26 protein-coding genes are annotated in these 25,466 nt (G+C 75.3%); 8 read left to right on the top strand and 18 right to left on the bottom strand.

Annotated elements, in window-relative coordinates; translation table 11 throughout:
* Nucleotides 1-129: 129 nt before the first annotated feature.
* Nucleotides 130-339 carry a hypothetical protein gene (locus tag ACI8AR_RS17190; protein ID WP_456936638.1) on the top strand — a complete coding sequence of 70 codons (210 nt, stop codon included), beginning with the start codon at nucleotides 130-132 and terminating at the stop codon, nucleotides 337-339.
* 63 nt (nucleotides 340-402) lie between these two features.
* Here ACI8AR_RS17190 and ACI8AR_RS17185 read toward each other — a convergent pair whose 3' ends face one another.
* From ACI8AR_RS17185 to ACI8AR_RS17165, 5 genes are all read right to left on the bottom strand, one after another.
* A complete protein-coding gene (locus ACI8AR_RS17185) occupies nucleotides 403-1,911 on the bottom strand; it encodes a class I adenylate-forming enzyme family protein (protein ID WP_457052101.1) in 1,509 nt (502 codons plus the stop codon).
* A gap of 1 nt (nucleotide 1,912) precedes the next feature.
* Nucleotides 1,913-2,890 carry a phosphotriesterase family protein gene (locus ACI8AR_RS17180; RefSeq protein WP_456936708.1) on the bottom strand — a complete coding sequence of 326 codons (978 nt, stop codon included), beginning with the start codon at nucleotides 2,888-2,890 and terminating at the stop codon, nucleotides 1,913-1,915.
* Nucleotides 2,891-2,979: 89 nt separating this feature from the next.
* Nucleotides 2,980-4,515, bottom strand: a complete 1,536-nt coding sequence (mftG, locus tag ACI8AR_RS17175) for a mycofactocin dehydrogenase MftG (RefSeq protein ID WP_457052100.1) — start codon at nucleotides 4,513-4,515, stop codon at nucleotides 2,980-2,982.
* On the bottom strand, nucleotides 4,512-5,819 hold the full coding sequence (locus ACI8AR_RS17170; RefSeq protein ID WP_457052099.1) for a class I adenylate-forming enzyme family protein: 1,308 nt from the start codon (nucleotides 5,817-5,819) through the stop codon (nucleotides 4,512-4,514). The genes mftG and ACI8AR_RS17170 overlap by 4 nt, the downstream gene beginning before the upstream one ends.
* Nucleotides 5,816-6,682, bottom strand: coding sequence for an MBL fold metallo-hydrolase (locus ACI8AR_RS17165; protein ID WP_457052098.1), 867 nt, complete (start codon nucleotides 6,680-6,682; stop codon nucleotides 5,816-5,818). Before ACI8AR_RS17165 ends, ACI8AR_RS17170 begins: the two co-directional genes overlap by 4 nt.
* A 58-nt stretch (nucleotides 6,683-6,740) precedes the next feature.
* Here ACI8AR_RS17165 and ACI8AR_RS17160 point away from each other — a divergent pair, with 58 nt between their 5' ends.
* Complete coding sequence (locus ACI8AR_RS17160) at nucleotides 6,741-7,271, top strand: hypothetical protein (RefSeq protein WP_457052097.1); 531 nt, start codon at nucleotides 6,741-6,743, stop codon at nucleotides 7,269-7,271.
* A 112-nt stretch (nucleotides 7,272-7,383) separates the two neighbouring features.
* Here ACI8AR_RS17160 and ACI8AR_RS17155 read toward each other — a convergent pair whose 3' ends face one another.
* Nucleotides 7,384-8,703 (bottom strand): M23 family metallopeptidase, encoded by a 1,320-nt coding sequence (locus ACI8AR_RS17155; RefSeq protein WP_457052096.1) that lies wholly within the window; start codon nucleotides 8,701-8,703, stop codon nucleotides 7,384-7,386.
* Between the two features lie 218 nt (nucleotides 8,704-8,921).
* Between ACI8AR_RS17155 and ACI8AR_RS17150 the strand changes: the two genes are divergently transcribed.
* The 3 genes from ACI8AR_RS17150 to ACI8AR_RS17140 all read left to right on the top strand — a co-directional run bounded on the left by ACI8AR_RS17150 (nucleotide 8,922) and on the right by ACI8AR_RS17140 (nucleotide 11,027).
* On the top strand, nucleotides 8,922-9,986 hold the full coding sequence (locus ACI8AR_RS17150; RefSeq protein WP_457052095.1) for a Glu/Leu/Phe/Val family dehydrogenase: 1,065 nt from the start codon (nucleotides 8,922-8,924) through the stop codon (nucleotides 9,984-9,986).
* Between the two features lie 110 nt (nucleotides 9,987-10,096).
* The gene (locus ACI8AR_RS17145; RefSeq protein WP_457052094.1) at nucleotides 10,097-10,588 is read left to right on the top strand and encodes a hypothetical protein; all 492 of its coding nucleotides are present in this window, start codon (nucleotides 10,097-10,099) and stop codon (nucleotides 10,586-10,588) included.
* A gap of 223 nt (nucleotides 10,589-10,811) precedes the next feature.
* Complete coding sequence (locus ACI8AR_RS17140; protein WP_457052118.1) at nucleotides 10,812-11,027, top strand: DUF3073 domain-containing protein; 216 nt, start codon at nucleotides 10,812-10,814, stop codon at nucleotides 11,025-11,027.
* A gap of 72 nt (nucleotides 11,028-11,099) precedes the next feature.
* Here the strand turns inward: ACI8AR_RS17140 and purM are convergent, their stop codons facing one another.
* Both purM and purF read right to left on the bottom strand, forming a co-directional pair.
* A complete protein-coding gene (gene purM, locus ACI8AR_RS17135; protein WP_457052093.1) occupies nucleotides 11,100-12,149 on the bottom strand; it encodes a phosphoribosylformylglycinamidine cyclo-ligase in 1,050 nt (349 codons plus the stop codon).
* Entirely contained in the window at nucleotides 12,146-13,729 is a 1,584-nt protein-coding gene (gene purF / locus ACI8AR_RS17130) for an amidophosphoribosyltransferase (protein WP_457052092.1), read from the bottom strand. The genes purM and purF overlap by 4 nt, the downstream gene beginning before the upstream one ends.
* Before the next feature lie 158 nt (nucleotides 13,730-13,887).
* On the opposite strand from purF, the gene ACI8AR_RS17125 reads away from it, so the two are divergent.
* Nucleotides 13,888-14,235 (top strand): hypothetical protein, encoded by a 348-nt coding sequence (locus ACI8AR_RS17125; protein ID WP_457052091.1) that lies wholly within the window; start codon nucleotides 13,888-13,890, stop codon nucleotides 14,233-14,235.
* Nucleotides 14,236-14,251: 16 nt separating this feature from the next.
* Here ACI8AR_RS17125 and ACI8AR_RS17120 read toward each other — a convergent pair whose 3' ends face one another.
* Together ACI8AR_RS17120 and ACI8AR_RS17115 are read right to left on the bottom strand one after the other, a co-directional pair.
* A complete protein-coding gene (locus tag ACI8AR_RS17120) occupies nucleotides 14,252-14,860 on the bottom strand; it encodes an MBL fold metallo-hydrolase (protein ID WP_457052090.1) in 609 nt (202 codons plus the stop codon).
* Complete coding sequence (locus tag ACI8AR_RS17115) at nucleotides 14,860-15,945, bottom strand: S-(hydroxymethyl)mycothiol dehydrogenase (protein ID WP_457052089.1); 1,086 nt, start codon at nucleotides 15,943-15,945, stop codon at nucleotides 14,860-14,862. The genes ACI8AR_RS17120 and ACI8AR_RS17115 overlap by 1 nt, the downstream gene beginning before the upstream one ends.
* 133 nt (nucleotides 15,946-16,078) lie before the next feature.
* Between ACI8AR_RS17115 and ACI8AR_RS17110 the strand changes: the two genes are divergently transcribed.
* A complete protein-coding gene (locus tag ACI8AR_RS17110) occupies nucleotides 16,079-17,497 on the top strand; it encodes an OFA family MFS transporter (RefSeq protein ID WP_457052088.1) in 1,419 nt (472 codons plus the stop codon).
* Nucleotides 17,494-17,652: an MFS transporter small subunit gene (locus ACI8AR_RS17105; RefSeq protein ID WP_456927475.1), complete on the top strand. Its 159-nt coding sequence runs from the start codon at nucleotides 17,494-17,496 to the stop codon at nucleotides 17,650-17,652. Before ACI8AR_RS17110 ends, ACI8AR_RS17105 begins: the two co-directional genes overlap by 4 nt.
* On the opposite strand, the gene ACI8AR_RS17100 is transcribed toward ACI8AR_RS17105, so the two are convergent.
* The 8 genes from ACI8AR_RS17100 to purB all read right to left on the bottom strand — a co-directional run bounded on the left by ACI8AR_RS17100 (nucleotide 17,642) and on the right by purB (nucleotide 25,382).
* Nucleotides 17,642-18,028: a sterol carrier family protein gene (locus tag ACI8AR_RS17100; RefSeq protein WP_457052087.1), complete on the bottom strand. Its 387-nt coding sequence runs from the start codon at nucleotides 18,026-18,028 to the stop codon at nucleotides 17,642-17,644. The genes ACI8AR_RS17105 and ACI8AR_RS17100 overlap by 11 nt on opposite strands.
* Entirely contained in the window at nucleotides 18,028-20,361 is a 2,334-nt protein-coding gene (gene purL, locus ACI8AR_RS17095) for a phosphoribosylformylglycinamidine synthase subunit PurL (RefSeq protein WP_457052086.1), read from the bottom strand. Before purL ends, ACI8AR_RS17100 begins: the two co-directional genes overlap by 1 nt.
* Nucleotides 20,358-21,029, bottom strand: coding sequence for a phosphoribosylformylglycinamidine synthase subunit PurQ (purQ, locus tag ACI8AR_RS17090; RefSeq protein ID WP_457052085.1), 672 nt, complete (start codon nucleotides 21,027-21,029; stop codon nucleotides 20,358-20,360). Before purQ ends, purL begins: the two co-directional genes overlap by 4 nt.
* Nucleotides 21,030-21,032: 3 nt before the next feature.
* The gene (purS, locus tag ACI8AR_RS17085; protein ID WP_387992145.1) at nucleotides 21,033-21,272 is read right to left on the bottom strand and encodes a phosphoribosylformylglycinamidine synthase subunit PurS; all 240 of its coding nucleotides are present in this window, start codon (nucleotides 21,270-21,272) and stop codon (nucleotides 21,033-21,035) included.
* Nucleotides 21,273-21,443: 171 nt separating this feature from the next.
* On the bottom strand, nucleotides 21,444-22,316 hold the full coding sequence (locus ACI8AR_RS17080) for a DUF559 domain-containing protein (protein WP_457052084.1): 873 nt from the start codon (nucleotides 22,314-22,316) through the stop codon (nucleotides 21,444-21,446).
* Between the two features lie 137 nt (nucleotides 22,317-22,453).
* Entirely contained in the window at nucleotides 22,454-23,212 is a 759-nt protein-coding gene (locus ACI8AR_RS17075) for an alpha/beta fold hydrolase (RefSeq protein ID WP_457052083.1), read from the bottom strand.
* The gene (locus tag ACI8AR_RS17070) at nucleotides 23,212-24,078 is read right to left on the bottom strand and encodes a phosphoribosylaminoimidazolesuccinocarboxamide synthase (protein ID WP_457052082.1); all 867 of its coding nucleotides are present in this window, start codon (nucleotides 24,076-24,078) and stop codon (nucleotides 23,212-23,214) included. The genes ACI8AR_RS17075 and ACI8AR_RS17070 overlap by 1 nt, the downstream gene beginning before the upstream one ends.
* Nucleotides 24,075-25,382: an adenylosuccinate lyase gene (purB, locus tag ACI8AR_RS17065; RefSeq protein WP_457052081.1), complete on the bottom strand. Its 1,308-nt coding sequence runs from the start codon at nucleotides 25,380-25,382 to the stop codon at nucleotides 24,075-24,077. The genes ACI8AR_RS17070 and purB overlap by 4 nt, the downstream gene beginning before the upstream one ends.
* Nucleotides 25,383-25,466 lie beyond the last annotated feature (84 nt).

The following is a 25,466-nucleotide window of genomic DNA, read 5'->3' as shown; positions in this document are numbered from 1 at the left end:
GCTGCCCTACCCGCGTCCTCGGGCCGTGCACGTGTCGTTCGTCAACCGGCAGGACCTGCCGGTGGCCGGCCGGGATGTCCGTCGTTCCTTGCCTGTGACACGGAGCAGTCCGCCGCATACGGTCAGTCAGTGCTCACGACGCTCCTGGTCACCGGCGGGGTCCTCGCCGGGCTGCTCCTGCTGCTCGCCCTGATCGTCGCCCTGAGCTCCCGGCCCGCTCCCCGCACCGCTCCGCGGCCGGGTGAGCGCGCGGCCGGCTGGGTGGCCGACGCCGGCCGCCCGCACCCCGACGCGTGGTCGCCGATCACCACGACGACGGAGATCCGCCCGGTCCGCTGACCGGGCCCCTGGTCCGGCGTCCCGGCGGCTGCGGACGGCGCGCCGCCGGGACGACCCGCCCCCTCAGCGCCGCACCGGCTCCCACTGCGACTCGGCGCGCAGCACCGGCTTGAGCACCTTGCCGCCGGGGTTGCGGGGCAGCACCGCCGTCCGCACGGACACGAACTGCGGCACCTTGAAGTCGGCCAGGTGCTCCCGGGCGTGCGCCAGGAACGCCTCGACGTCGAGCTCGGTGCCGGGCACCGGCACGACGACGGCGCCGACCTTCTCCCCCATCACCGGGTCGGGCACCCCGACGACGGCGACCTCGAAGACCCCCGGCGCGGCCGCCAGCGCGTTCTCCACCTCGACGCAGTACACGTTCTCGCCGCCGCGGTTGATCATGTCCTTGGCGCGGTCGACGACGTAGGTGAACCCGTCGTCGTCGATGCGCGCCAGGTCGCCGGAGTGCAGCCAGCCGTCGGTGAACGCCTGCGCGGTCGCCTCCGGCTTGTTCCAGTAGCCCTGGACGACATTGGCGCCGCGGATGAGCAGCTCCCCGACGCCGGTGGCGGGGTCGACGCCCTCCAGCCGCAGGTCGACCACCGGCGCGGGGAAGCCCACCGAGTCGGCGTGCGTGCCGGCGTACTCGTGCGGCAGGAACGTCGAGATCGACGACGTCTCCGACAGCCCGAACCCGTTGCCCACCCGCGCAGCCGGGAACGCCTCCTTGATCCGCGCCACCAGCTCCGGCGCGATCGGTGCCCCGCCGTAGGTGGCGAACCGGACCCTGCTCACGTCGACGTCGGCGAAGGCCGGCTGGTTGACCGCCAGCCAGAACACCGCGGGCACCGAGGTGACGACCGCGATCCGCTCCTCCGGGATGACCCGCAGGAACCGGCCGACCTCGAACGCCGGCATGACCACCGCCGCCGCGCCGCCCTCCAGCGCCGGCAGCAGCTGGCTGTTGCAGCCGGTGACGTGGAACAGCGGCACGCTGACCAGGTTGCGCAGCGTCGGGTCGTGCCGGCCCAGCCCGACCACCCGGCGGGCGTTCTCCGTGTTGGTCAGGAAGTTCTCGTGGCTGGTCATCGCGCCCTTGGGGAAGCCGGTCGTCCCCGAGGTGTAGAAGATCGCCGCGAGGTCGGACCGGGTGAGCCCCTCCTCCGCGTACGGCGCCCCGTCGGGCAGCGGCGCCCCCGGCGCCAGCACCACCCGCGCGCCGCTGTCGTCGACCACGTACTGCGCCTCGGGCTCGGTGAACCGGGTGTTCACCGGCACCGCGACGCCGCCGGCCAGCAGCGTGCCGAAGAAGCCCAGGACCCAGTCGGCGCCGTTGCCCAGCCGGATCGCCACCCGGTCGCCGCGGCCGACGCCGGCCTCCCGCAGCCCGCCGGCGACCCGCGCCGCGCCGTCCCACAGCTGGCGGAAGGTCAGCCGGGGGCCGTCGACCTCGACGACCGCCTCGCCGTCGGGGTCCCGCTCGACCGAGGCCCGCAGCATCGCGACGACGGACGCCGGCAGGTCGGTGTAGTGCTTGACGCCGGCCGCGTCGCGCTCGACCCCCGCCTCGTCGAAGGGGTGCAGCGCCATCTCAGTAGGTCCCGGTGTTCTCGAAGTACCGGCGCGGGACGTCCACCAGCATCGTGGTGATCTGCTCCTCGGTGACGCCGCGCTCGCGCACGTAGGGCAGCACGTCGTCGTGGATGTGCGTGTAGTGCCACTGCGGCAGGAGGTCCATCACGCCGGGCGCCAGCCAGTCGATGTAGCAGGAGGCGTCCTGCGAGAGCACCATCCGGTCGGCGTAGCCGCGGCGGCACATCTCGACCAGCGTGTCGGCGCGGGCCTCGAAGGTGGTGTCCAGGTTGATGCCGAACCGGTCCATGCCGAGGACGAAGCCCGCGTCGGCGAGCTCGGACAGGTGGTCGACGTCGGTGGTGTCCCCGCTGTGCCCGAGCACGACCCGGCCCGGGTCGACGCCCTCGTCCGCGAGGACCTTCTGCACCTCCAGGCCGGTGTGGCTGCCCGGGTGGGTGTGCACGGTGATCGGGGCGCCGGTGGCGCGGTGGGCCTTGGCGACGGCGCGCATCACCCGCTCCACGCCGGGGGTGAGGCCCTGGTGGTCGATGGCGCACTTGAGGAACGCCGCCCGGACCCCGGTGCCGGCGATCCCGTCGGTGATGTCGCCGACGAACATGTCGACCATCGGGTCGGGCACCTCGGCGCCGACGGCCGCGTCGAGCGCCGGGCCGCGGTAGTGGAAGAAGAACGGGACGTCGTCGTAGGTGTAGCAGCCGGTCGCGACGACGATGTTGAGGTCGACCTGCTCGGCGATCCGCTGGATGCGCGGGATGTACCGGCCGAGGCCGATCACGGTGGGGTCGACGATGGTGCGCACGCCGGTCCCGGCCAGCTTCGTCAGCTTCCGCACCGCGTCGGCGACCCGGTCGTCCTCGCTGCCCCACTCGTCGGGGTAGTTCTGCTGGACGTCGGCGTTGAGCACGAACACGTGCTCGTGCATGAGCGTGGGGCCGAGGTCGGCGGTGTCGACGGGGCCGCGGACGGTCTGCACCTGGGGCAACGGGTCCTCCTCTGGACGTCCCGGACGACGCCGTCCGGGAACCGGGACGCTACCGAGGACGTGACCGGCGTCGCACCGGGTCAGGCGCCGGTCATCAGCTCCGCGGCCCGCTCGCCGACCAGCACCGCGGTCGCCGCGGGCCCGCGCGAGGGCGCCTCCGGCAGCACCGACGTGTCGGCCACCCGCAGTCCCGCGACGCCGCGCACCCGCAGGTGCTGGTCGACGACGGCGCCCGGGTCGCCGTCGGGGCCCATCCGGGCGCTGCCGGCCAGGTGCACCGCCGTGGTCAGGTGCGCCCGGACCCAGCCGTCGAGCGCGGCGTCGTCGGCGAGGACGTGCGCGGGCGGGCCGGGGCGGGCGGCGACCAGCGGCGCCAGCGCGCGGGTGCGCAGCAGGCCGGCGGCCAGGCGCACCACCTCGCGCAGCCGCCGCCGGTCCGTCGCGGTCGCCAGGTACCGGTGCTCGATCCGCGGCGGCGCCGCCGGGTCGGCCGAGACCAGCGACAGCCGGCCGCGGCTCTCCTCGCGGTACAGGCCGGCGGCCAGCGACAGCGTGCTGTCGTCCCCGCCGCCGCCGGGGACCACCCGCCCCCAGGGCCGCAGCCAGGGCAGCACCTCCAGGTCTCCAGGCACGGGCGAGTCCGAGGAGGTGGCGTTGAGCGACCCGTGCAGCGGCAGCGGCCAGTCGCCCTCGGGCAGCCCGGGCACGGGGACCCACGGCAGGTACACCAGGGGGTGGTCGGACAGGCCGGCGCCCACCCCGCGCAGGTCGGCGACGACGCCGAGGCCGTGCGCGCGCAGGTCCGCGGCCGGGCCGATCCCGGACAGCAGCAGCAGGTGCGGCGAGCCGACGGCGCCCGCGGCCAGCACCACCTCGGCGGCGCGCACCGGGCCGGCGTCGGTGTCCACGCCCACCGCGCGGCCGCGCTCGACGAGCACCCGCCGCACCCGCACCCCGCCGCGCACGGCCAGCCGCGGCGACCCCCGCCGCGGGGACAGGTAGGCCATCGCCGCGTTGACCCGCAGGCCGCCGTCGACGGTGAACGGCACCGGCCCGTAGCCGGGCGGGCCGCCGGCGTTCTTGTCCGGCTCCTCCGGGACGCCGAGCTCCGCGGCCGCCGCGGCCAGCGCCTCCGTCAGCGGCGAGCCGCCGGAGGGCCGGGTGACCGGCAGCGGGCCGCCGCGGCCGTGCCCCGGCCGGTCGCCGTACTGGCGGTCGTCCTCGAGCCGGCGCCAGGCCGGCAGCGTGACCGCGAGGCTCCACAGGTCGTTGCCGGCGGCGGCCCAGCCGGCGTGGTCGGCGGGGGTGGCGCGGACGAAGTAGCCGCCGTTGACGGCGCTGGACCCGCCGACCACGCGCCCGCGCGGCAGCGGGGCGGTCGTGCCCGGGGTCAGCTCGGTGGTGAACGACCAGTTCACCGGGTGCCCCGGCACGGTGGCGCGCAACGTGGTGGCGTCGCGCAGGTCGGGCGGGAAGTCGGCGGGCCGGGGGTGGTCGGCGCCGGCCTCGAGCAGCAGCACCCGGCGGCCGGCGTCGGCGAGGCGGGCGGCCAGCGCGCAGCCGGACGAGCCGGCGCCCACCACGACGACGTCCCAGCGGCCGATGTCCCAGCTCACAGGCCGAGGACCCCCGGCAGGTCCAGCCGCCGGACCTTGCCGGTGGAGGTGCGCGGCAGCTCCCCCACCGGGTGCAGGCTCTTGGGCCGCTTGGCCGGGGACAGCCGCTCGCGGGCCCAGGCGCCGAGGTCGGCGGGGTCGGCGGCGCCCACGTAGGCGGCGACCACCCGCTGCCCCCACTCCTCGTCGGGGACGCCGACGACCGCGCTCTCCACCACGTCCGGGTGCGCGTCGAGGACCGCCTCGACCTCGGCCGGGTAGACGTTCACCCCGCCGGAGATGACCAGGTCCTCGCGGCGGCCGTCGAGCCAGACGGTGCCGTCGGGGTCGACCCGGCCGAGGTCGCCGACGGTGACCCGGTCGCCGCGCCAGGCCGCCGCGGTCTTCTCCGGGGCGCGCCAGTACTCGAACCGCGCCCACCGCGGCACCGCGCACCACAGCTGGCCGCGCTCGTCGGTCTCCAGCCGCCGGCCCGGCCGCGCGCGGCCGACGCTGCCCGGGTGCGCCAGCCAGTCGTCGGTGGAGCAGACGGTGAACTGGGCCTCGGTGGAGCCGTAGAACTCCCAGACGCTGCCCGCCGGCAGCGCGTCGAGCACCGCCCGCTTGAGCGGCTCGGGGCAGGGCGCGCCGGCGTGCGCGAGGACGCGGAAGGAGGACCAGTCGACGTCGTCGCGGGCGAGCAGCCGGCGCAGGTGGGTGGGGACGCAGAACGTCGTCGTGGGGGCGAGCGTGCCGACCGCCGCGGCCGCCCGGGCGGCGTCGAACGGGCCGGGCAGCAGCACCTCGCCGCCGGCCAGCAGCGTGTGCACGGCGAACCGCAGCGGCGCCGAGTGGTGCAGCGGCGAGAGCACCAGGTGCCGGTCGGCGGCGGTGAAGCCCCAGAGGTCGATCTCCTCGGCGGCCAGCGCGCGGGCGTCGCCGTCGTCGAGGACGCCGGACCACACGCCCTTGCGCCGTCCGGTGGTGCCCGACGTGTAGTGCATCGGCCGGGCCAGCGGCACGTCGGCCAGGCCGGCCTCGTCGTCGCCGGTGAGCAGCGCAGCGGGGTCGCCGCCGGCGTCGAGGGCCGCGTCGGCGTCGTCGGCGAGGGCCGCCCGCTCGGCCGCGGGCAGCGCCGGGTCGAGCACCACGGGCACGATCCCGGTGCGCAGCGCCCCGAGGACGACGGCCAGCAGCGCCGGGGAGGACGCCGCCGAGACCAGCAGCCGGTCGCCGCGCCGCAGCCCGGCCGTCCGCAGCGCCGCCGCGGCCCGCCGCTGGTCGCGCTCGCTGTCGGCGGCCCGGACGACGGCGGCCCCGCTCACGGCAGGCGCACCCGCTCGCCCTCGACGACGACGTGCCCCTCGGCGGCCAGCTTGGCCAGCGTGGCCCGGGTCGACTGCGCGGCCGCCGGCCACAGGGCCCGCGGCACCTCGGCGTAGACGTCGGCCACCACCGCGTCGACGGTGCCCGCCCCGCGGACCAGCGCGGCCAGCAGCTGCGACTCCCGGAACGCGCGGTGGGCCAGGTAGAAGTCGAGGACGGCGCCCGGGTCCTCGGTCAGCTCCGGCCCGTGCCCGCAGTACAGCGCGCTCGGCCCGAGGTCGTGCACCCGCCGCAGCGACTCCAGGTAGGCGACGACGTCGCCCTCCGGGTGGGTGACCACCGACGTGCCGCGCCCCAGGACGTGGTCGCCGACCAGCACCGCCCCGGACTCCAGCCGGAAGGCCAGGTGGTCGGGGGTGTGCCCGGGCGTCGGGACGACGTCCAGCGCGGTGCCCGCCAGGCGCAGCCGCTCCCCCGGCTCGAGCACCCGACCGCCGGGCCCCGCGACGGCGGCGTCGGCCGCGGCGACCGGCGCGCCGAACCGGGTCCCCCACGGCCGCGCGGCCTCGGCGTGGTCGCCGTGGTGGTGGGTGACCAGGACGGCGACGCAGCGCGCGCCGCGGGCGGCCAGCGCCTCCTCCACCGCGGCGAGGTGGGCGGGGTCGTCGGGCCCGGGGTCGACCACGACGGCCTGCCCGCTGCCCGGCGCGCCGACGAGGTAGGTGTTGGTGCCGTCGAGGGTCATGCCCGACGGGTTGGGGGCCAGCACGCGGGTGACCAGCGGCTCGAGGTCCGCGGTCCGCGGCAGCCCGCCGGGGGCGGGGAGGTCCCAGGTGACGCGTGGGTCGGCGGGGGCGCGCACGCCCGCACGGTAGCCGCGCCCGCACGCGGACCGCCCGCCCGGCCGTTAGCCTCCGGGCATGCGATCGATCGCGCACCTGTCCCGCTCCGCCGTCGTGGCCGCGGCCGCGGCCGTCGTGCTCACCGCCTGCGGGGGCTCCGACGGGTCGGGCAGCGAGGAGACCGCCGAGTCCACCGCCGCGAGCACCTCCAGCTCCGCCGAGTCCAGCGGCAGCCCCAGCGGCCCCTCCGGCGCCAGCGACGACCCCGCCGTCGCGGCGTTCTGCGAGCAGGCCGCGCAGTACGAGGAGCTCGGCAACCAGCTCTCGGCCGCGACGCCCGAGCAGCTGCCCGGCCTGCTGCAGCAGGCGGCCGCCGCGTTCGACACGGTGCAGCCGCCGGCCGAGATCGCGAGCGACTGGCAGGTCGTGGGCGACGCCGTGCAGGCCTTCTCCGACACCGCCAACTCCGTCGACCTCACCACCCCCGACGGCCAGGCCCAGCTGCAGACCGCGGCCCAGGAGTTCGTGACCGTCGCGCAGGGCCCGGAGGCCACCAACGTCGCCCGGTTCGGCGAGCAGAACTGCGGCGCCGCCGCCCCCACCAGCTAGTCGGCAGCACGACGACGGCCCGCTCCCCGCTCGGGGGGCGGGCCGTCGTCGCCCCCGGCCCCTGCAGGCGCCCGCCGCGAGCCGGCGAGGGGTGGGGACGGGAGTCCTCCGATCAGCAGCCGCTGATCGACACCCCGCGGGCGCGCAGCCACGGCACCGGGTCGACGTGGCCGCCGTGGAGGGCGCCCGAGGGGTGGACCTCGAAGTGCAGGTGCGGGCCGGTGGACTGGCCCCGGTTGCCGACCTCGGCGATCAGCTCGCCCGCGACCACGCGCTCGCCGGTGCCGACGTACTCGACGTCGACGTGGCCGTACACCGTCACCGCGCCGTCGTCGCCGCGGATGTAGACGGCCAGGCCGAAGCCGGTCGCCGGGCCGTGCCGGACGACGACGCCGGAGGTGGCGGCGTAGATCGGCGTCCCGATCGGGGCGGCGATGTCCACGCCGCCGTGCAGGACGCCCCAGCGGGCGCCGAAGCAGCTCGAGGTCCGGCCCGAGGTCGGCTTCACGTAGCCGGACCCGCTGACCTCGGAGGCGGCGGCGGTCGGGGTGCCCGACGCCGCCGCGGCGCGGGCGGCGGCGGCCGCGGCCGCGGCCTCCTCGGCGGCCCGGGCGGCGGCCGCGGCCGCGGCGGCCTCCTCCTCGGCCTTCTGCCGCTGCCACTCCTGGTAGGCGTCCCGGGCGCCCTGCAGCTCCAGCAGGTGGATCTGCGCCGCCTGCAGCTGCTGGTCCAGCGTCGCCTTGTTCGCCTCGGCCGCGGCGACGGCGGTCTGCTGCGCCGCCACCTGCGCGTCGGCCGCGGCCTTGGCGTCGGCAGCCTGCTGCTCGGCCGCCGCGGCCGCGTCCCGGGTGGCCCGCGCGGCGGACTCGGCGTTGGCCTGCCGGACCCGCGCGACCTCGAACTCCTCGAGGACGTCGACCTGGGTGTCGGCGACGTACTCGAGGAGCGCGGCCCGCTGGACGAGCTCACCGGGGCCGGCGGAGTCGAGCAGCGCGGACGCGGTGGCCAGGGTGGGGTCGTTGACGTAGCTGTCGCGGGCGAACCCGGCGATGCGGCCGATCGCGGCGTCGACGGCGTCGGTCGCGCCCTGCAGGTCGGCGGCGGCCTGGGCGGCGGCCGCCTGGGCCTGGACGAGGGCCTCCTCGGCGGCGAGGTAGGCGGTGCCCGCGGCCTCGGCCTGCACGCCGAGCCGCTCGAGCTCGCTCTCGGCGGCGGCCACCTCGGCGGCGAGCCGGCCCACCTCGGCGGCGGCCGCGTCCTGGGCCGCCTGGGCGTCGGCGATCTGGCCGTCGCTCGGGTTCGGCGGCGGTGGCGGGACGGCGAGCGCGGGCCCGGCGGTGCCGAGCAGGACCGCGCAGGAGAGCAGGCCTACCAGGGCGGCGCGGACGCCGCCACGGCGGCCGCGGGTCCGGGCGGGACGGCACTGCGGCATCGGGCGCTCCCTGGGGAAGAGGGGGTGGTGCAGGTGCGGCGTCAGCGTCGTCCGGCGGACACGCGCCACAGTGGCAACACGCGGCACGGAAGTCACACCGTGACCGCACGACACAGTCACCGACATCCGTCACAGCACTTGTCGACATCCCGGGCGGCGGACTTGAGGCCCCCTCGGGGTGACGGACGGCACTTCCGCACGTTCTAGGCTCGGCGGTCGTGGACGTCTTAGGCTCCGGCGCTGAACAGGTGGTCTTCTGCTCCGACCCGGCCTCGGGCCTGAGGGCGGTGATCGCCGTCCACTCGACGGCGCTGGGCCCCGCGCTCGGCGGCACCCGCTTCCACCCCTACGCCACCGAGGACGAGGCGGTCGCCGACGCGCTGCGCCTGGCCCGGGCGATGACCTACAAGAACAGCCTGGCCGGCCTCGACCTCGGCGGCGGCAAGGCCGTCGTCATCGGCGACCCGCGCACCGACAAGACCGAGGCGCTGCTGCGGGCCTACGGCCGGTTCGTCGAGGCCCTCGGCGGCCGGTACCTGACCGCGTGCGACGTCGGCACGACCAACGCCGACCTCGACCTGGTCGGCCGGGAGACCCGCTTCGCCCACGGCCGCTCCGAGGTGTACGGCGGCTGCGGGGACTCCTCGGTGCTCACCGCCTTCGGCGTCTTCCAGGGCATGCGCGCCGCCGCCCAGCACCGCTGGGGCGAGCCGACGCTGTCCGGGCGCACCGTCGCCGTCGCCGGCGTCGGCAAGGTGGGCGGTTGGCTGGTCGACCGGCTGGTCGCCGACGGCGCCGACGTCCTCGTCACCGACGTCGACCCCGCCGCGGTGCAGCGGGTCCTCACCCGCCACCCCGGCGTCGAGGCGGTCGCCGACACCGCGACCCTGGTGCGCTGCCCGGCCGACGTCTACGCGCCCTGCGCCCTCGGCGGCGCGCTCGACGACGCGACGGTCGCCGCCCTGCAGGCCGAGGTGGTCTGCGGCGGCGCGAACAACCAGCTCGCCCACGAGGGCATCCCGGACCAGCTGACCGCGCGCGGGATCCTCTACGCCCCCGACTACCTGGTGAACGCCGGCGGGGTCATCCAGGTCGAGGACGAGCGGCACGGCTTCTCCTTCGCCCGCGCCGAGGCCAAGGCGGCCGGCATCTTCGACGTCGCACTGCGGGTGTTCGAGACCGCCGCGGCCGAGGGCGTCTCCCCCGCCGTCGCCGCCGACCGGCTGGCCGAGCAGCGCATCACGTCGGTGGGCCGGCTGGCGACCATCCGCCTGCCCCGCTGACGACCGGCGGCGTCCGGGCAGGGCCCGAGTGCCCTGGCCGAGCGGACCCGGATCGGCAGACCCTGGTGACACACGACCTCCGGACCGGGGCACCTGCGCGAGGAGCCGTCATGGGAAGCCGCCGCCTGCTCTCTCTCCTCGTCCTGGTGTCCGGGCTGCTGGTGGGGGTCCTGGCCGGCACCGCGCAGGCCCATCCGCCGGCCGGGGAGGGCTCCCCGGTGGAGCTGCAGGCCACCCGGGTGGGACAGGCATCGGCCCCCTTCGACGTGCGCGTGAGCGGTGACGTCGTGCGCTTCCGGCTCTCGGAGACGGCCGTGACCACCGGTACCGGCATCTCCTTGCAGGAGACCGCGCGCTACCGCTGCACCCAGACCGCCGAGGCGATCCGGTGCCGTGGCGCGGTCCAGGCCACCGGGGAGGTCCTCGGTCAGAGCGGGACGGCGCGCGCCCGGCTGTCCCTCACCTGCGACCTCGCCCTCACCTGCGAGGGTCGCGCCGTCATCCACGGCGTGAGCGGCGAGCTGGCCGACCTCTGGGGCACCGCCACCGCCACCAGCTCGCCCGGCCGGGCGGAGATCTCCTACCGCCTGTACGGGATCTGAGGGCGTCGGCTCCGCCATCCCTCGCCGAGCACCGTTGCCCGGGTCGGCGCCGGCCGTGGCCCGTACCACGCCCCCGGTCGGGGGACGGCGGGGGGAGACCCGTGCCGGTGGTCGATCCGTGTCGTAGTCTTGCTCAAGACACAGTCACTCAGTCGGGGTCGCCACGCGGGCCGTCCAGCCCGTGAGCTGGGCTCCCGTTCTCCGTTATGAGGGGGTCGAGCCGATGGGGCGCGGCCGAGCGAAGGCCAAGCAGACACGCGTGGCCCGTGAGCTCAAGTACAGCTCACCGAACACCGACCTCTCCGCGCTTCAGCGCGAGCTGGCGGGTTCTACTCCGTCTCCCTACACCGCTCCGGCGGCGAAGGACGACGACGAGGACGAGTACACCGACCGATGGGCGGACGACGACTCCGAGGACGACTGGGCAGCCAGTCGCTGAGGGTCGGCTCCCCGCCGGTCTGATCGACACGACACACCGCCGTCCCCCGTGGGGCGGCGGTATGTGTCGTGATCAGCGGTAGGACCCCACCAGCCGCGCGCCGGCCCCGCCGGCGGCGACGGTGCCCGCCACCCAGGCCGGCACCCCGCGGCCGGTCAGCAGGCCCACCACCCGCTCCGCCGCCTCGGCGGCGACGACGGCGACCATGCCGACGCCGCAGTTGAACGCCCGCTCGGACTCCTCGCGCGGCACGCCGTGCTCCTCGAGCAGGGACACCGCGGCCGGCAGCGCCCAGGTGCCGCGGTCGAGCACCGCCTCCAGCCCGTCGGGCACCACCCGCGCGGTGTTGCCGGCGAGCCCGCCACCGGTGACGTGCGCGAACGCGTGCACGCCGTCGACGCCGAGCTCCGCCACCAGCGCCAGGCAGTCGAGCGCGTAGACGCGGGTGGGCTCGAGCAGCACGTCGCCCAGCGGCCGGTCCAGCCCGACGGGGGTGGCGGCGAGGTCGAGCCCGGCGGCGGACACCACGCGGCGGACCAGCGAGTAGCCGTTGGAGTGGAACCCGCTCGAGGCCATCGCGACGACGACGTCGCCGTCGCGGACCCGCTCGGGCCCGAGCACCGCGTCGGCCTCGACGACGCCGACCGCGGTGGCGGCCAGGTCGTACTCGTCGGCGGCCATGAGGTCGCCGTGCTCGGCGGTCTCCCCGCCGACCAGCGAGGCCCCGGCCAGCTCGCACCCGGCCGCGATGCCGGTGACGATCGCGGCGATCCTCTCGGGGACGACCCTGCCGCAGGCGACGTAGTCCTGGAGGAACAGCGGCTCGGCGCCGCAGGCCACGAGGTCGTCGACGACCATGGCGACCAGGTCGATGCCGACGGTGTCGTGCCGGTCCAGCTGCCGCGCCAGGGCGATCTTGGTGCCGACGCCGTCGGTGGACGAGGCGATCAGCGGGCGCCGGTAGCGGGTCGTGTCGAGCGCGAACAGCCCGGCGAAGCCGCCCAGGCCGCCGACCACCTCGGGCCGGCGGGTCCGCTCGACCGCCGTCCGCATGAGGTCCACGGCCCGCTCGCCGGCGTCGATGTCGACGCCGGAGTCCGCGTAGGTGAACCCGCCGCTCACGGACGGCGCAGGGCGTCGTCGGCGCCGCCGGGCACCGCGGGGCTGCCGGCCTGCTGGCCGGTCCAGCCGGTGACGGCGCGCTGGGCGTCGTCGACCCGCGGCATGGGGGTGCGGGCCACGCCCGCGGGGAGACTGCCCTCGAGGACGTGCTTGCCGAGCACCCCGGACTCGCCGAGCGGGATCGGGTACTGGCCGGTGAAGCACGCGGTGCACAGCCGGTTGACCGGCTGCTCGGTGGCGGCGACCAGGCCCTGCTCGGAGACGTAGCCGAGGGAGTCGGCGTTGATGGAGGCGCGCACGCCGTCGACGTCGAGGCCGTTGGCGATCAGCTCGGCGCGGCTGGCGAAGTCGATGCCGTAGAAGCAGGGCCACTTCACCGGCGGGCTGGAGATGCGCACGTGCACCTCGACCGCGCCGGCCTCCCGCAGCATGCGGATCAGCGCGCGCTGGGTGTTGCCGCGCACGATCGAGTCGTCGACGACGACCAGCCGCTTGCCGCGGATGACGTCGCGCAGCGGGTTGAGCTTGAGCCGGATGCCCAGCTGCCGGATGGTCTGCGACGGCTGGATGAACGTGCGGCCGACGTAGGAGTTCTTGACCAGCCCGAGCCCGTAGGGGATGCCGCTGGCCTCGGCGTAGCCGACGGCGGCGGGCGTGCCGGACTCCGGGACCGGGATGACCAGGTCGGCGTCGGCGGGCTGCTCCTTGGCCAGCCGGCGGCCGATCTCGACCCGGGCGGCGTGCACGCTGCGGCCGCCGATCGTGGTGTCGGGGCGGGCGAGGTAGACGTACTCGAAGACGCAGCCCTTGGGCTCGGCCGGGGCGAAGTGCTGGCTGCGCAGGCCGTTCTCGTCGATCGCCAGCAGCTCGCCGGGCTCCACCTCGCGGACCACCGAGGCGCCGACGATGTCGAGGGCCGCCGTCTCGCTGGCCACCACCCAGCCGCGCTCGAGCCGGCCGAGGACCAGCGGGCGCACGCCCTGCGGGTCGCGGGCGGCGTAGAGGGTGTCCTCGTCCATGAAGGTGAGGCTGAACGCGCCGCGCAGCTGCGGGAGCACCTCCATCGCCGCGGCCTCGATGCTCATGTCGGGCCGGGCGGCGATCAGCGAGGTGACCAGGTCGGAGTCGGTGCTGGCGGTGAACGCGCCGGGGACGCCGGCGTCCGCGGCCCGGCCGGCCAGCTCCGCGGTGTTGACCAGGTTGCCGTTGTGGCACAGGGCCAGGCCGGTGCCCGCGTCGGTGGTGCGGAACGTCGGCTGGGCGTTCTCCCAGGTGGAGGCGCCGGTGGTCGAGTACCGGGTGTGCCCGACGGCGAGGTGGCCGCGCAGGCTGCCCAGGGTGGACTCGTCGAACACCTGGCTGACCAGGCCGAGGTCCTTGTAGACGACCACCGACGCGCCGTCGGAGACCGCGATGCCCGCCGCCTCCTGACCGCGGTGCTGGAGGGCGTACAGGCCGAAGTAGGTCAGCTTCGCGACCTCCTCCCCCGGTGCCCAGACGCCGAAGACGCCACAGGCGTCCTGGGGGCCGGGAGCATGGGGGTCGAGGTCGTGCGTCAGCCGTCCGTCACCGCGAGGCACACCGACGAGCGTACCGGCGCCCCCGGGGGTACCTCCTGTCCGAGCCGTGATCGTGACCACCCGGCTGCGATGCCCGCAGGTCCGGTGTGCGCCACGGGCGCGCGGAACCCCGGCCGGGTCCGGCGCGTTGACGGACGGTCCACCTGAGAGGAACCGACATGAGCAGCGACCGGCCCGACCCGAACGACTTCCTGGAGATGGCCCAGCGGATGCTGCGCGGGCTGTTCGACCCCTCGCGCGGCGGCGACAGCGGCGAGGACGAGGACCCGTGGCGGCGGGCGACCGACCGCGACACGCGGCAGCGCCGGCACGAGCCCAGCGCCGAGGAGCGGCGGGAGAACCTCACGTTCGCCCTCGCCACGCGCGCCGTCGAGGCGCTGGAGGACCTGGCGCTCAACGTCGCCGCGATCCGCCAGCGCCTGGAGCGGTCGGGCACGCCGGAGACCCCGGCGGCAGGGTCCGGCAGCGACGGGACCCCGACCGGGGGTGACGCCGGCCCGGCGTGACGCCGGGCCGGCGCCCCTAGGAGACGGTGCCGATCTCGGCGGAGATGCGGGTGTCCTCGCCGTGCCCGGTGTGCACCACCGTGTCGCCGTGCAGGGTCAGCAGCTTGCTGCGGATCGACCGCACGATCGTCGGGTGGTCGCTGAAGCTGCGTCCGGTGGCGCCGGGGCCGCCGTGGAACAGCGTGTCGCCGGTGAAGACGGCGGCGAGGTCCGGCGCGTGCAGGCAGGTGCTGCCCGGCGAGTGACCGGGGGTGTGCAGCGCGGTCAGCGACGTGCCGGCGACCCGGAAGCGGGTGCCCTCGGCCAGCGCCTCGTCGGGCTCGGCGCTCTCGTGGACCATCTCCCACAGCACCCGGTCGGCGGGGTGGAACCAGACCGGCGCGCCGGTGGCCTCGCGCAGGTCGACCGCGGCGGTGATGTGGTCGTTGTGCCCGTGGGTGAGCACGATCGCCGTCACCTTGCGCCCGCCGACCGCCTCGACGATCGGCTCGGCGCGGTGCGGGGCGTCGATCACCAGCACCTCGTCGTCGTCGCCGACGAGCCAGACGTTGTTGTCGACGTCGAAGTCCTGCCCGTCGAGGCGGAACACCCCGGACACGACGGCCCTCTCGATGCGGGCGGCCATCAGAAGACCACCACCGACCGCAGCACCTCGCCCTTGTGCATCTTCTCGAAGGCGGCCTCGACGTCGTCGATGCCGATGGTCTCCGAGACGAAGTCCTCGAGCGGGAAGCGGCCCTGCCGGTAGAGGTCGACCAGCATCGGGAAGTCCCGCGACGGCAGGCAGTCGCCGTACCAGGAGGACTTCAGCGCCCCGCCGCGGCCGAACAGCTCGATCATCGGCAGGGTGAGCTGCATGTCCGGGGTCGGGACGCCGACCAGCACCACCCGGCCGGCCAGGTCGCGGGCGTAGAAGGCCTGCTCGAACACCTCCGGGCGGCCGACCGCGTCGATGGCGACGTCGACGCCGAACCCGCCGGTGAGGCCCTTGATCGCCTCGACGGCGTCGGTCTGCCGGGAGTTGACGGTGTGGGTGGCGCCGAACCCCTTGGCCCACTCCAGCTTCCGGTCGTCGACGTCGACGGCGACGATCGTCGTCGCGCCGGCCAGCCGGGCCCCGGCGATCGCGGCGTCCCCGACGCCGCCGCAGCCGAAGACGGCGACGGACTCGCCGCGCTGCACCGCCCCGGTGTTGATCGCCGCGCCCACGCCGGCCATGACGCCGCAGCCGATCAGCCCGGCGGCGGTGGCCGGGGCCTCCGGGTCGACCTTGGTGCACTGCCCGGAGGCGACCAGCGTCTTCTCCACGAACGCGCCGATGCCCAGCGCCGGGGACAGCTCCGTGCCGTCCTCGAGGGTCATCTTCTGCGTGGCGTTGTGGGTGTTGAAGCAGTACTGCAACTGGCCCTTGAGGCAGGCGCGGCACTGCCCGCACACCGCCCGCCAGTTGAGGACGACGAAGTCGCCCACGGCCACGTCGGTGACGCCCTCGCCGACGGCGGCGACGGTCCCGGCGGCCTCGTGGCCGAGCAGGAACGGGAAGTCGTCGTTGATGCCGCCCTGGCGGTAGTGCAGGTCGGTGTGGCAGACCCCGCAGGCCGCGACGTCGACCACCGCTTCGCCCGGCCCCGGGTCGGGCACCAGGACCGTCTCGACGCTGACCGGTGCTCCCTTGCTGCGGGCGACGACGCCCCTCACCTCGTAGGCCATGCCGGGAGCCTATGGGCGGTCCCGCGGGGTCCGCGCCCGCTGCTCCCGCTGGCCGGGAACCCCGCCCCGACGGGCAGGTTCCCGAACCCGGCCGTAGCGTTCCCCGCAGTCGTCGTCCCTGTGGAGGTCCTCCGTGGCGCTACCCGGCTTCCTGCGCCGTGAGCGCATCGTCGCCCGTCCCGGCTTCAACCGGTGGCTCATCCCGCCGGCGGCGCTGGCGGTGCACCTGTGCATCGGGCAGGCCTACGCCACCAGCGTCTACAAGCCCGCGCTGGTCGAGCACTTCGACACATCGCTGACGGCGATCGGCATCATCTTCTCGATCGCCATCGTCATGCTGGGCCTGTCGGCAGCCCTGTTCGGGACGTGGGTCGACCGCAACGGCCCCCGCGCGGCGATGTTCACCGCGGCCTGCCTCTGGGTCACCGGCTTCCTCGTGGGCGGGCTCGGGATCGAGATCCGCCAACTGTGGCTGGTCTACCTCGGCTACGGCGTCATCGGCGGCATCGGCCTGGGCATCGGCTACATCTCGCCGGTCTCCACGCTGATCAAGTGGTTCCCCGACCGGCCGGGCCTGGCCACCGGCATGGCCATCATGGGCTTCGGCGGCGGTGCGCTGATCGCCTCGCCGCTGTCCCGGCAGGTGATGAGCTGGTACGACCCGGCCTACGACCCCGGCACCCAGGGCTCGGTGCCGAACGGGGACGCCGTCGCGGCGCTGTTCTTCACCTTCGCCGCGCTCTACCTGGTCTTCATGATGTTCGGCGCCTTCATCGTGCGGGTGCCCGGCGAGGGCTGGAAGCCCGCCGGCTTCGACCCGTCGACGATCAAGCAGAAGGCCCTGGTCACCACCGAGAGCGTCTCGGCCAACAACGCGATCAAGACCCCGCAGTTCTGGCTCCTCTGGGTGGTGCTGTTCTGCAACGTCACCGCGGGCATCGGCATCCTCGAGCAGGCCGCGCCGATGATCCAGGACTTCTTCCGAACCGGGGACACGTCGCTGGTGGCCGGGACCGCGGCGGCCGGCTTCGTCGGGGTCCTGTCGCTGGGCAACATGGCCGGCCGCTTCGTGTGGTCCTCGACGTCGGACTACATCGGCCGCAAGCCGATCTACATGGTCTACCTCGGCGTCGGCCTGCTGCTCTACGTCGCGCTGGCCACCATCGGCAACAGCGCCACCTGGGTGTTCGTGCTGCTCGCCGCGGTGATCATCTCCTTCTACGGCGGCGGGTTCGCCACCGTCCCGGCCTACCTGCGCGACCTGTTCGGCACCTACCAGGTGGGCGCCATCCACGGCCGGCTGCTCACCGCCTGGTCGGCGGCCGGCGTGGCCGGGCCGCTGATCGTCAACAGCGTCCTGGACACCCAGGGCGAGCCGGGCAGCCTCGTGGCGGCCAACTACCGGCCGGCGCTGTTCATCATGGTCGGCCTGCTCGCCGTGGGGTTCGTCGCGAACCTGCTGGTGCGGCCGGTGGCCGGCAAGTGGCACGAGCCGCACCACGACGCCGCCCCGGCCGCCCCCTCGACCCCGGAACGGAGCGCCGCCCGATGAGCACGCCGCTGTCGAAGACGACCTCGTCCGACGGGCAGCAGCCCGTGCACACGCCCACCGGGCTGATCGCGTTCGCGTGGACGCTGGTCGGCGTCCCGCTGGCCTACGGCCTGTACCAGACGGTCAAGACCGCGCTGACGCTCTTCACCGGCTGAGCGGCCGCAGCGGCAGGTGGGCCGAGAGGTCGGCCCGGTTGCCGCTGGCGCTGACCCGGCCCCCGGCGACGGCCTCGGCCCAGCCGAGCTCGCCGGTGGCCAGCCGCAGCCAGGTGGCCGCGTCGGTCTCGACGACGTTCGGCGGCGTGCCGCGGGTGTGCCGCGGCCCGGGCACCAGCTGGACGGCGACGTGCGGCGGCACCCGCAGCTCCACCGAGCGGCCGGGTACCTGCTGGGCCAGCCACCGCGCGGTGGTCTTCACCGCCGCGCCCAGCACCGACCGCGCCGGCTGCTCGGCGTCCCCGGCCAGCCAGGGGCGGACGGCGTCGACGGCGGCGCGCAGCTCCTCGGCGGGGATCGGCTGCTGCGCGGGCATCAGCTGGTGGGGACGGTGCCCGCCGGGACGCTGCCCACGGTCGCCTCCGGGGTGCCGAACAGCGCCGGGAGGGTCGCCGTCCACGCCGCGCGGAGCTCGGCCAGCGGCAGCTCGCCGACGCCCTCGACGGTGAGCGCGTCGCCGCCGGTGGTGCCCAGCTCGGTGACCGCGACGCCGGCCCACTCGGCGGTGGTGCGCACCGCCTCGGGGTCGGTGGTGGTGACGACGGCGCGGGCGCCGGACTCGCTGAACAGCGCGGTGAACGCGTCGTCCCCGAGCCGCAGCGTGCCCCCGGTGCCGTAGCGCAACGCGGACTCGGCCAGCGCCTGCGCCAGGCCGCCGTCGGCGAGGTCGTGCGCGGAGGTGACCAGGCCCTCGCGGCCCAGGGCCCCGAGCAGCTCGCCGAGGGTGCGCTCGGCCTCGAGGTCGACGGCCGGCGGGCGGCCGCCGAGGTGGCCGTGGACGACGCTCGCCCAGGCCGACCCGCCGAACTCCGGCCGGGTCTCGCCGAGCAGCAGCACGGTCTCGCCACCGGCCCGCCAGCCGGTGGGGATCCGCGTGCGGACGTCGTCGTGCACGCCCAGGACGCCGATGACCGGGGTCGGGTTGATCGCGACGTCGCCGGTCTGGTTGTAGAGGCTCACGTTGCCGCCGGTGACCGGCAGGCCGAGGTCGCGGCAGGCGTCGGCCAGGCCGCGGACGGCCTCGGCGAACTGCCACATGACCTCGGGCTCCTCCGGGGAGCCGAAGTTCAGGCAGTTGGTGACCGCCAGCGGCCGGGCGCCGGTGACGGCGACGTTGCGGTAGGCCTCGGCCAGGTTGAGCTGGGCACCGGTGTAGGGGTCGAGCCGGGCGAAGCGGGCGTTGCCGTCGAGGGCCAGCGCGATGCCGCGGTGGGTGTCCTCGTCGATGCGGACCACGCCGGCGTCGTCGGGCTGGGCGAGCACCGTGTTGCCGCGGACGTAGCGGTCGTACTGCTCGGTGACCCAGGTCTTGTCCGCGCCGTCGGGGCTGGCGACGACGGCCAGCCAGTGCGCGGTGAGCTCCTCCGGCGTGGCCGGGCGGGGCAGCGCGGCCGGGTCGTCGGCCTGCAGGGCGTCGAGGTCGGCGGGGCGCTGCATCGGCCGCTCGTAGACCGGGCCCTCGTGGGCGACGGTGCGCGGCGGGACGTCGACGATGCGCTCGCCGTGCCAGTCGACGGTGAGCCGGTCGCCGTCGGTGACCTCACCGATGACGGTGGCGAGGACGTCCCACTTGCGGCAGACGGCGAGGAAGGCGTCGACCTCGTCCGGCTCGACGATCGCGCACATGCGCTCCTGCGACTCGCTCATGAGGATCTCGGCGGGCGTCAGGGTGCTGTCGCGCAGCGGGACGCGGTCGAGGTCGACGTGCATGCCGCCGGTGCCGGCGCTGGCCAGCTCGGAGGTGGCGCAGGACAGCCCGGCGCCGCCGAGGTCCTGGATGCCGGTGACCAGGTCGGCGGCGAAGATCTCCAGGCAGGCCTCGATGAGCAGCTTCTCGGTGAACGGGTCGCCGACCTGCACGCTCGGGCGCTTGGCCGGGCCCTCCTGGTCGAAGGTCTCGCTGGCCAGCACGCTCACGCCACCGATGCCGTCACCGCCGGTGCGGGCGCCGAACAGGACGACCTTGTTACCGACGCCCTCGGCCTTCGCCAGCCGGACGTCCTCGTGCTTCATGACGCCGACGCACAGCGCGTTGACCAGCGGGTTGCCGGCGTAGCACTCGTCGAACAGCAGCTCGCCGCCGATGTTGGGCAGGCCCAGGCAGTTGCCGTAGCCGCCGACGCCGGCGACGACGCCGGGCAGCACGCGGGCGGTGTCGGGGGCGTCGGCGCGGCCGAAGCGCAGCGAGTCCATGACGGCGACCGGGCGGGCGCCCATGGTGAGGATGTCGCGGACGATCCCGCCGACGCCGGTGGCCGCGCCCTGGTAGGGCTCGACGTAGCTGGGGTGGTTGTGCGACTCGACCTTGAAGGTGACCGCGTAGCCGTCGCCGACGTCGACCACGCCGGCGTTCTCGCCGATGCCGACCAGCAGGTGCTCGCTGCGCGGCAGGTCACCGAACCGGCGCAGGTGCACCTTGGAGCTCTTGTAGGAGCAGTGCTCGCTCCACATGACCGAGTACATGGCCAGCTCGGCGGTGGTGGGCCGGCGGCCGAGGATGTCCCGGATCCGCGCGTACTCGTCGCTCTTCAGGCCGAGCTCGGCGAAGGGCTGCTCGACGTCCGGGGTGCTCTCCGCGAGCGCGACGGTGTCGAGCCGGTTGGCCAGCGGGCCGGGGCCCGTGTCGAGGTCGGAGAGACCCTGCGTCATGCGCTGACGACCGCCTTCAGGACGCTGGTGAAGAAGCCGAGCCCGTCGGTCGACGGCCCGGTGAGGTCCTCGACGGCGTGCTCGGGGTGGGGCATGAGCCCGACGACCCGGCCGTCCTCGCTGGTCACCCCGGCGACGTCGCGGAGGCTGCCATTGGGGTTGCCGCCGACGTAGCGGACGGCGACCCGGCCCTCGCCCTCGAGCCGCTCGAGCTCGGCCGGCGCGGCCACGTAGCGGCCCTCGCCGTTCTTGACCGGGACGACGATCTCCTGGCCCTCGGCGTACGCCGACGTCCACGCGGTGTCGGCCCGCTCGATCCGGAGCCGCTGGTCGCGGTTGCGGAAGTGCAGGTGGCTGTTGCGGGTGAGCGCGCCGGGCAGCAGCCCCGCCTCGCAGAGCACCTGGAAGCCGTTGCAGATGCCGAGGACCGGCATGCCCTGCCGCGCCCGGTCGACGACGTCCCGCATGAGAGGCGCGCGGGCGGCGATGGCGCCGGCGCGCAGGTAGTCGCCGTAGGAGAAGCCGCCGGGCAGGACGACGGCGTCGACGTCCTTGAGGTCGTGGTCGGCGTGCCAGAGGACGACGGGCTCGGCGCCGGCCAGCCGCACCGCCCGGGCGGCGTCGACGTCGTCGAGGGAGCCGGGGAAGGTGATGATCCCGATGCGCACGGCTCAGGCCCCCGGCAAGTGCAGCTCGACGTCCTCGATGACGGGGTTGGCCAGCAGCGTCTCGGCGATCTGCTTCAGCTCCGCCTCGTCCGGGGTGCCCTCGACGTCGAGGACGAAGTGCTTGCCCTGACGGACCCCCGTGACCTGCGTGTGGCCGAGGCGGCCGAGTGCGCCGAGCACCGCCTGCCCCTGCGGGTCGGAGATCTCCGGCTTGAGGACGACGTCGACGACCACCTGCGGCACGGCTCCCGAGCGTACCGGGCTCCCGCACCCGGCCCCGCCCGTCCCCGCGAGATCGGCGCTCTCCCCACGGTCGAGATCACGCGATTTCGCCACCGTGGGGGCCCCTGCCCGGCGAGATCACGTGATCTCGCCAGGTCGCGGGCCGATGACGGTCGAGATCGTGTGATCTCGTCAGCGCAGTGCCGCGCGGATGGCAGCGATGACCTCGTCCGGCCGGCCGAGGACGTCTGCGGAGGTGAACCGGAGGACCGTCCAGCCGGCGGCGACCAGGCGGTTCTGGCGTCGGAGGTCGTTCACGAACACGTCGCGGTCGCGGTGCCCGTCGCCGTCGAACTCGACGACGACACGGTGATCAGGCCACGCGAGGTCGACGCGCGCCACGAACCCAGCCGCGTCACGGATCTCGTACTGGACCACCGGAGTGGGTGTCCGGGCCCGGTGCAACAGCCAGCGCAGCACCGACTCCATCGGTGACTCGGCCCGGGCGTCGGCGACGGGTACCACCCTCCGGGCTCGGGCCGCGCCCCGGCCCGTCGGCCGGCGGGCGAGCTGACGCTGCAGGTCGGCGGTCGAGCACAGGCCACCCAGGAGTTGGTCGGTCGCCGCCAGCAGGGCCGGCGGTTCGAGCACCCCGGCCAGATCGCGCCACGTGCGCGACGGGATGGTGACCGGTTGCCCCCACCGGTACGTCACCTCGTCGCCTGCCAAGGGCAGCCGGTGCACCCGCCTGTCGCGGCGGCTCTCCGCGCGGGTGGCTCCCGGGACGGTCAGGTCGACGCGCCGGTCGGCGAGGTCCTGCAGCGGGAGCCGGAGACCCCACAGGTCCGCAGCGGTCCGGTGGCTGACGACGGCACCGGGCGGGGCGGTCATCAGCACCGCAGCGACCCGCGCACCGACGTCGTCCACCAAGGCACGCGGCAGGTAGGTGTCGCGCGACAGCCGTTGCACGGCCGGGTGGCGCAGGTGCCGGTCGCCGAGTCCGGCCGCGTGCGCAGCGGCGCGGGTCGTGGGTCCGGTGATGCGCTGACGGCGTCGACTGGGCACCGCGGCACCTTGCCGCGGGATCCCAGCTGTCCGCTCACCCCGTCCACAGCCCCGTCGAGATCGCGTGATCTCTGCACGCACGGCCCCCCGGAGCGGCGAGATCACGTGATCTCGCCGGGGGAGAGGGGCGAGGAGGCTCAGGGGACGAGCAGGCGCCACACGGCCTCGGGGGCCTCCCAGTGGGCGTTGTGACCGGCGCCCTCGAGCAGCACCGCGTCCGGGTCGACCCGCCGCATCGCGTCGGGACCGACCATCGGGTCGGCGGAGCCCGCGGCCAGCCGCAGCGGCGCCACCGCGCGCGCCAGGACCTCCTCGACCGGCGGGCCGACGGCGCCGAACGCGCGCGGGTCCAGCGTCGGGGCGAACCCGCCGTCGACCTCGCGGACCCCGGCGCGCGCCACCTCGGAGGACGGGTCCACGAGCCCGGTCAGCCCGGCCAGCCGCAGGTGCCGCGCGGCGGCCCCGGCGGCGGTCGGGAACACCTGCGGCGGGCGGGCGGCCATCCGGTGGGCGCCGGCCTCCTCGTCGGGCGTCCAGTCGATCTTCACCCCGACCGCGACGACCCGGACGACGTCGACGCCGTACCAGCCGCCGGCCAGCACCGCGCCGACGACGCCGCCGAAGGAGTGCCCCAGCACGGTCACCCGGGTGGCGCCCAGGTCGGCCGCCACCGTCGCGACGTCCGCCGCGTGCACCGCGTACCCGTAGGGCGGCTCGGCCACGGAGCGGCCGTGCCCGCGCAGGTCGGGGACCGCCCAGGACCCGGGCCAGTCGCGCTCGACCAGGGGCAGCAGCCGGTCCCACACCGCGCCGGTGGCGCCCAGCCCGTGCAGCAGCAGGAGCAGGTCCCCGCCGGACCCGCCGGAGCGGTACCCGATGCCCGAGCGCGTCCGCATCAGCGGAAGGAGGTGCCGGTCAGCTGCTCGTAGGCGGCGACGTAGCGCTCGCGGGTGGCGGCGACGACGTCGTCGGGGAGCTCCGGCGGCGGGGAGACGCGGTCCCAGCCCGAGGCGGTCAGCCAGTCGCGGACGTACTGCTTGTCGAACGAGGGCTGCGGCGCGCCCGGCGACCACGACGCCGCCGGCCAGAAGCGCGACGAGTCGGGGGTGAGCACCTCGTCGCCCAGGACGAGCCCCTCGCCGGAGGGAGCCAGCCCGAACTCGAACTTCGTGTCCGCCAGCAGGATGCCCGCCTCCGCGGCGACCTCCGCGCCCCGCCGGTACAGCGCCAGCGTCAGCTCGCGCAGCTCCTCCGCCCGCGCGGCCCCGACCAGGGACACCACGCGCGCGAAGTCGATCGCCTCGTCGTGCTCCCCCACCTCGGCCTTCGTCGACGGCGTGAACACCGGCTCCGGCAGCCGGGAGCCCTCGACCAGCCCCGGCGGGAGCGGCACGTCGCGGATGGACCCGGTGCGCGAGTACTCGACGGTCCCCGAGCCGGACAGGTAGCCGCGGGCCACGCACTCCACCGGCAGCATGTCCAGCCGCCGCACGAGCATCGCCCGCCCGGCGACGCCGGCCGGCACGTCGGTGGCCGACACCAGGTGGTGGGTGGCGCCGAACGAGGAGAGCACCGGCGCCAGCTGCCCGAACCACCACACCGACAGCTGGGTGAGCACCCGCCCCTTGTCCGGGATCGGCGTCGGCAGCACGTGGTCGTAGGCCGAGATCCGGTCCGACGCCACGAGCAGCAGCCGGCCGGGCCCGGCGTCGTAGACCTCGCGGACCTTGCCGCGCGCGACGAGGGGCAGGCCGACGGTCACGACAGCGCAGCCAGCCGGTCGAACAGCGGGCCGAGGTTGCGCACGTAGCCCTCGGGGCGGCAGATCTCGTCCAGCCGCGCCTCGTCCAGCGTCACGCCGGAGACGTCCGCGCGGGACCGCAGCGTCGACCGGAACGGCGTCCCGGAGTTCCACGTCTCCATCGCCGCGCCCTGCACCAGCGCGTAGGCGTCCTCGCGCGAGAGCCCGGACTCGACCAGCTCGAGCAGCACGGCGGAGGTGTAGATCAGCCCGCCGGTGAGGTCGAGGTTGGCCCGCATCCGGTCGACGTCGACGACCAGGTTCTCCACCAGGCCGGTGGTCAGGTGCAGCAGGTAGTCGGTGGTGATCGCGGCGTCGGGGAGGAACACCCGCTCGGTGGAGGAGTGCGAGATGTCCCGCTCGTGCCACAGCGGGATGCCCTCCATCACCGGGACGACGGCGGCGCGCACCACCCGCGCGAGCCCGGCGATGCGCTCCGAGCGGATCGGGTTCTTCTTGTGCGGCATCGCGCTGGAGCCCTTCTGGCCGGAGCCGAAGGCCTCCGACAGCTCCCGCACCTCGGTGCGCTGCCCGTGCCGGACCTCGAGCGCGATCGTCTCGCAGACGGTGGCGATCACCGCCAGCGCGGCGACCCACTCGCTGATCGAGTCGCGGATGACCACCTGGGTGGAGGCGTCGGCCGGGCGCAGCCCGAGCGCCTCGGCGACGGTGACCTCCACCGACGGGTCGATCAGCGAGTACGTGCCGACGGCGCCGGAGATGGCGACGACGCCGACCCGCTCGCGCGCCGCGCGCAGCCGGTCGCGGGAGCGGGCCATCGCGAACGCGAGGTCGGCCACGCGGTGCCCCCACACCACCGGCTCGGCGTGCACGCCGTGCGTGCGCCCGACCCGGAGGGTCTCCCGGTGCGCCAGGCCGTGGTGGCGCAGCGCGGCCACCAGCCGGTCGGCCTTGGCCAGCAGCACGTCGGTGGCCTCGGTGAGCTGCACGGCGAGCGCGGTGTCGAGCAGGTCCGACGACGTCATGCCGTGGTGCACGTAGGCCGCCGCCGCGCGGGGCTCGGTGTTGTCGGCCCACGCGGTGAGGAAGGCGATGACGTCGTGCTGCGTCGTCTCCTCGATCTCCGCGACCCGGGCGGCGGTCGGCGGCGGGGCGGTGCGCACCGGCTCCACGACGTCGGCCGGGACCCGCCCGGCGGCCGCGTGCGCCTCCAGCACCAGCGTCTCCACCCGGCACCACAGCTCGTACTTGTGCTCGTCGCTCCAGACCCGGCCCATCTCGGGGAGCGTGTAGCGGTCGATCACGCGGGTACCCCCGGCAGCCGGTCGAGTCGTCGAAGCACGGGAGCAGTCTCCCGCAGCGCTAGCGTGATCGAGAACGGCCCCCAC

Source organism: Geodermatophilus sp. SYSU D01036, from assembly GCF_054050435.1.
Note: the sequence above shows the minus strand (reverse complement) of the source record. Positions and strands in the feature narration are given on the sequence as shown.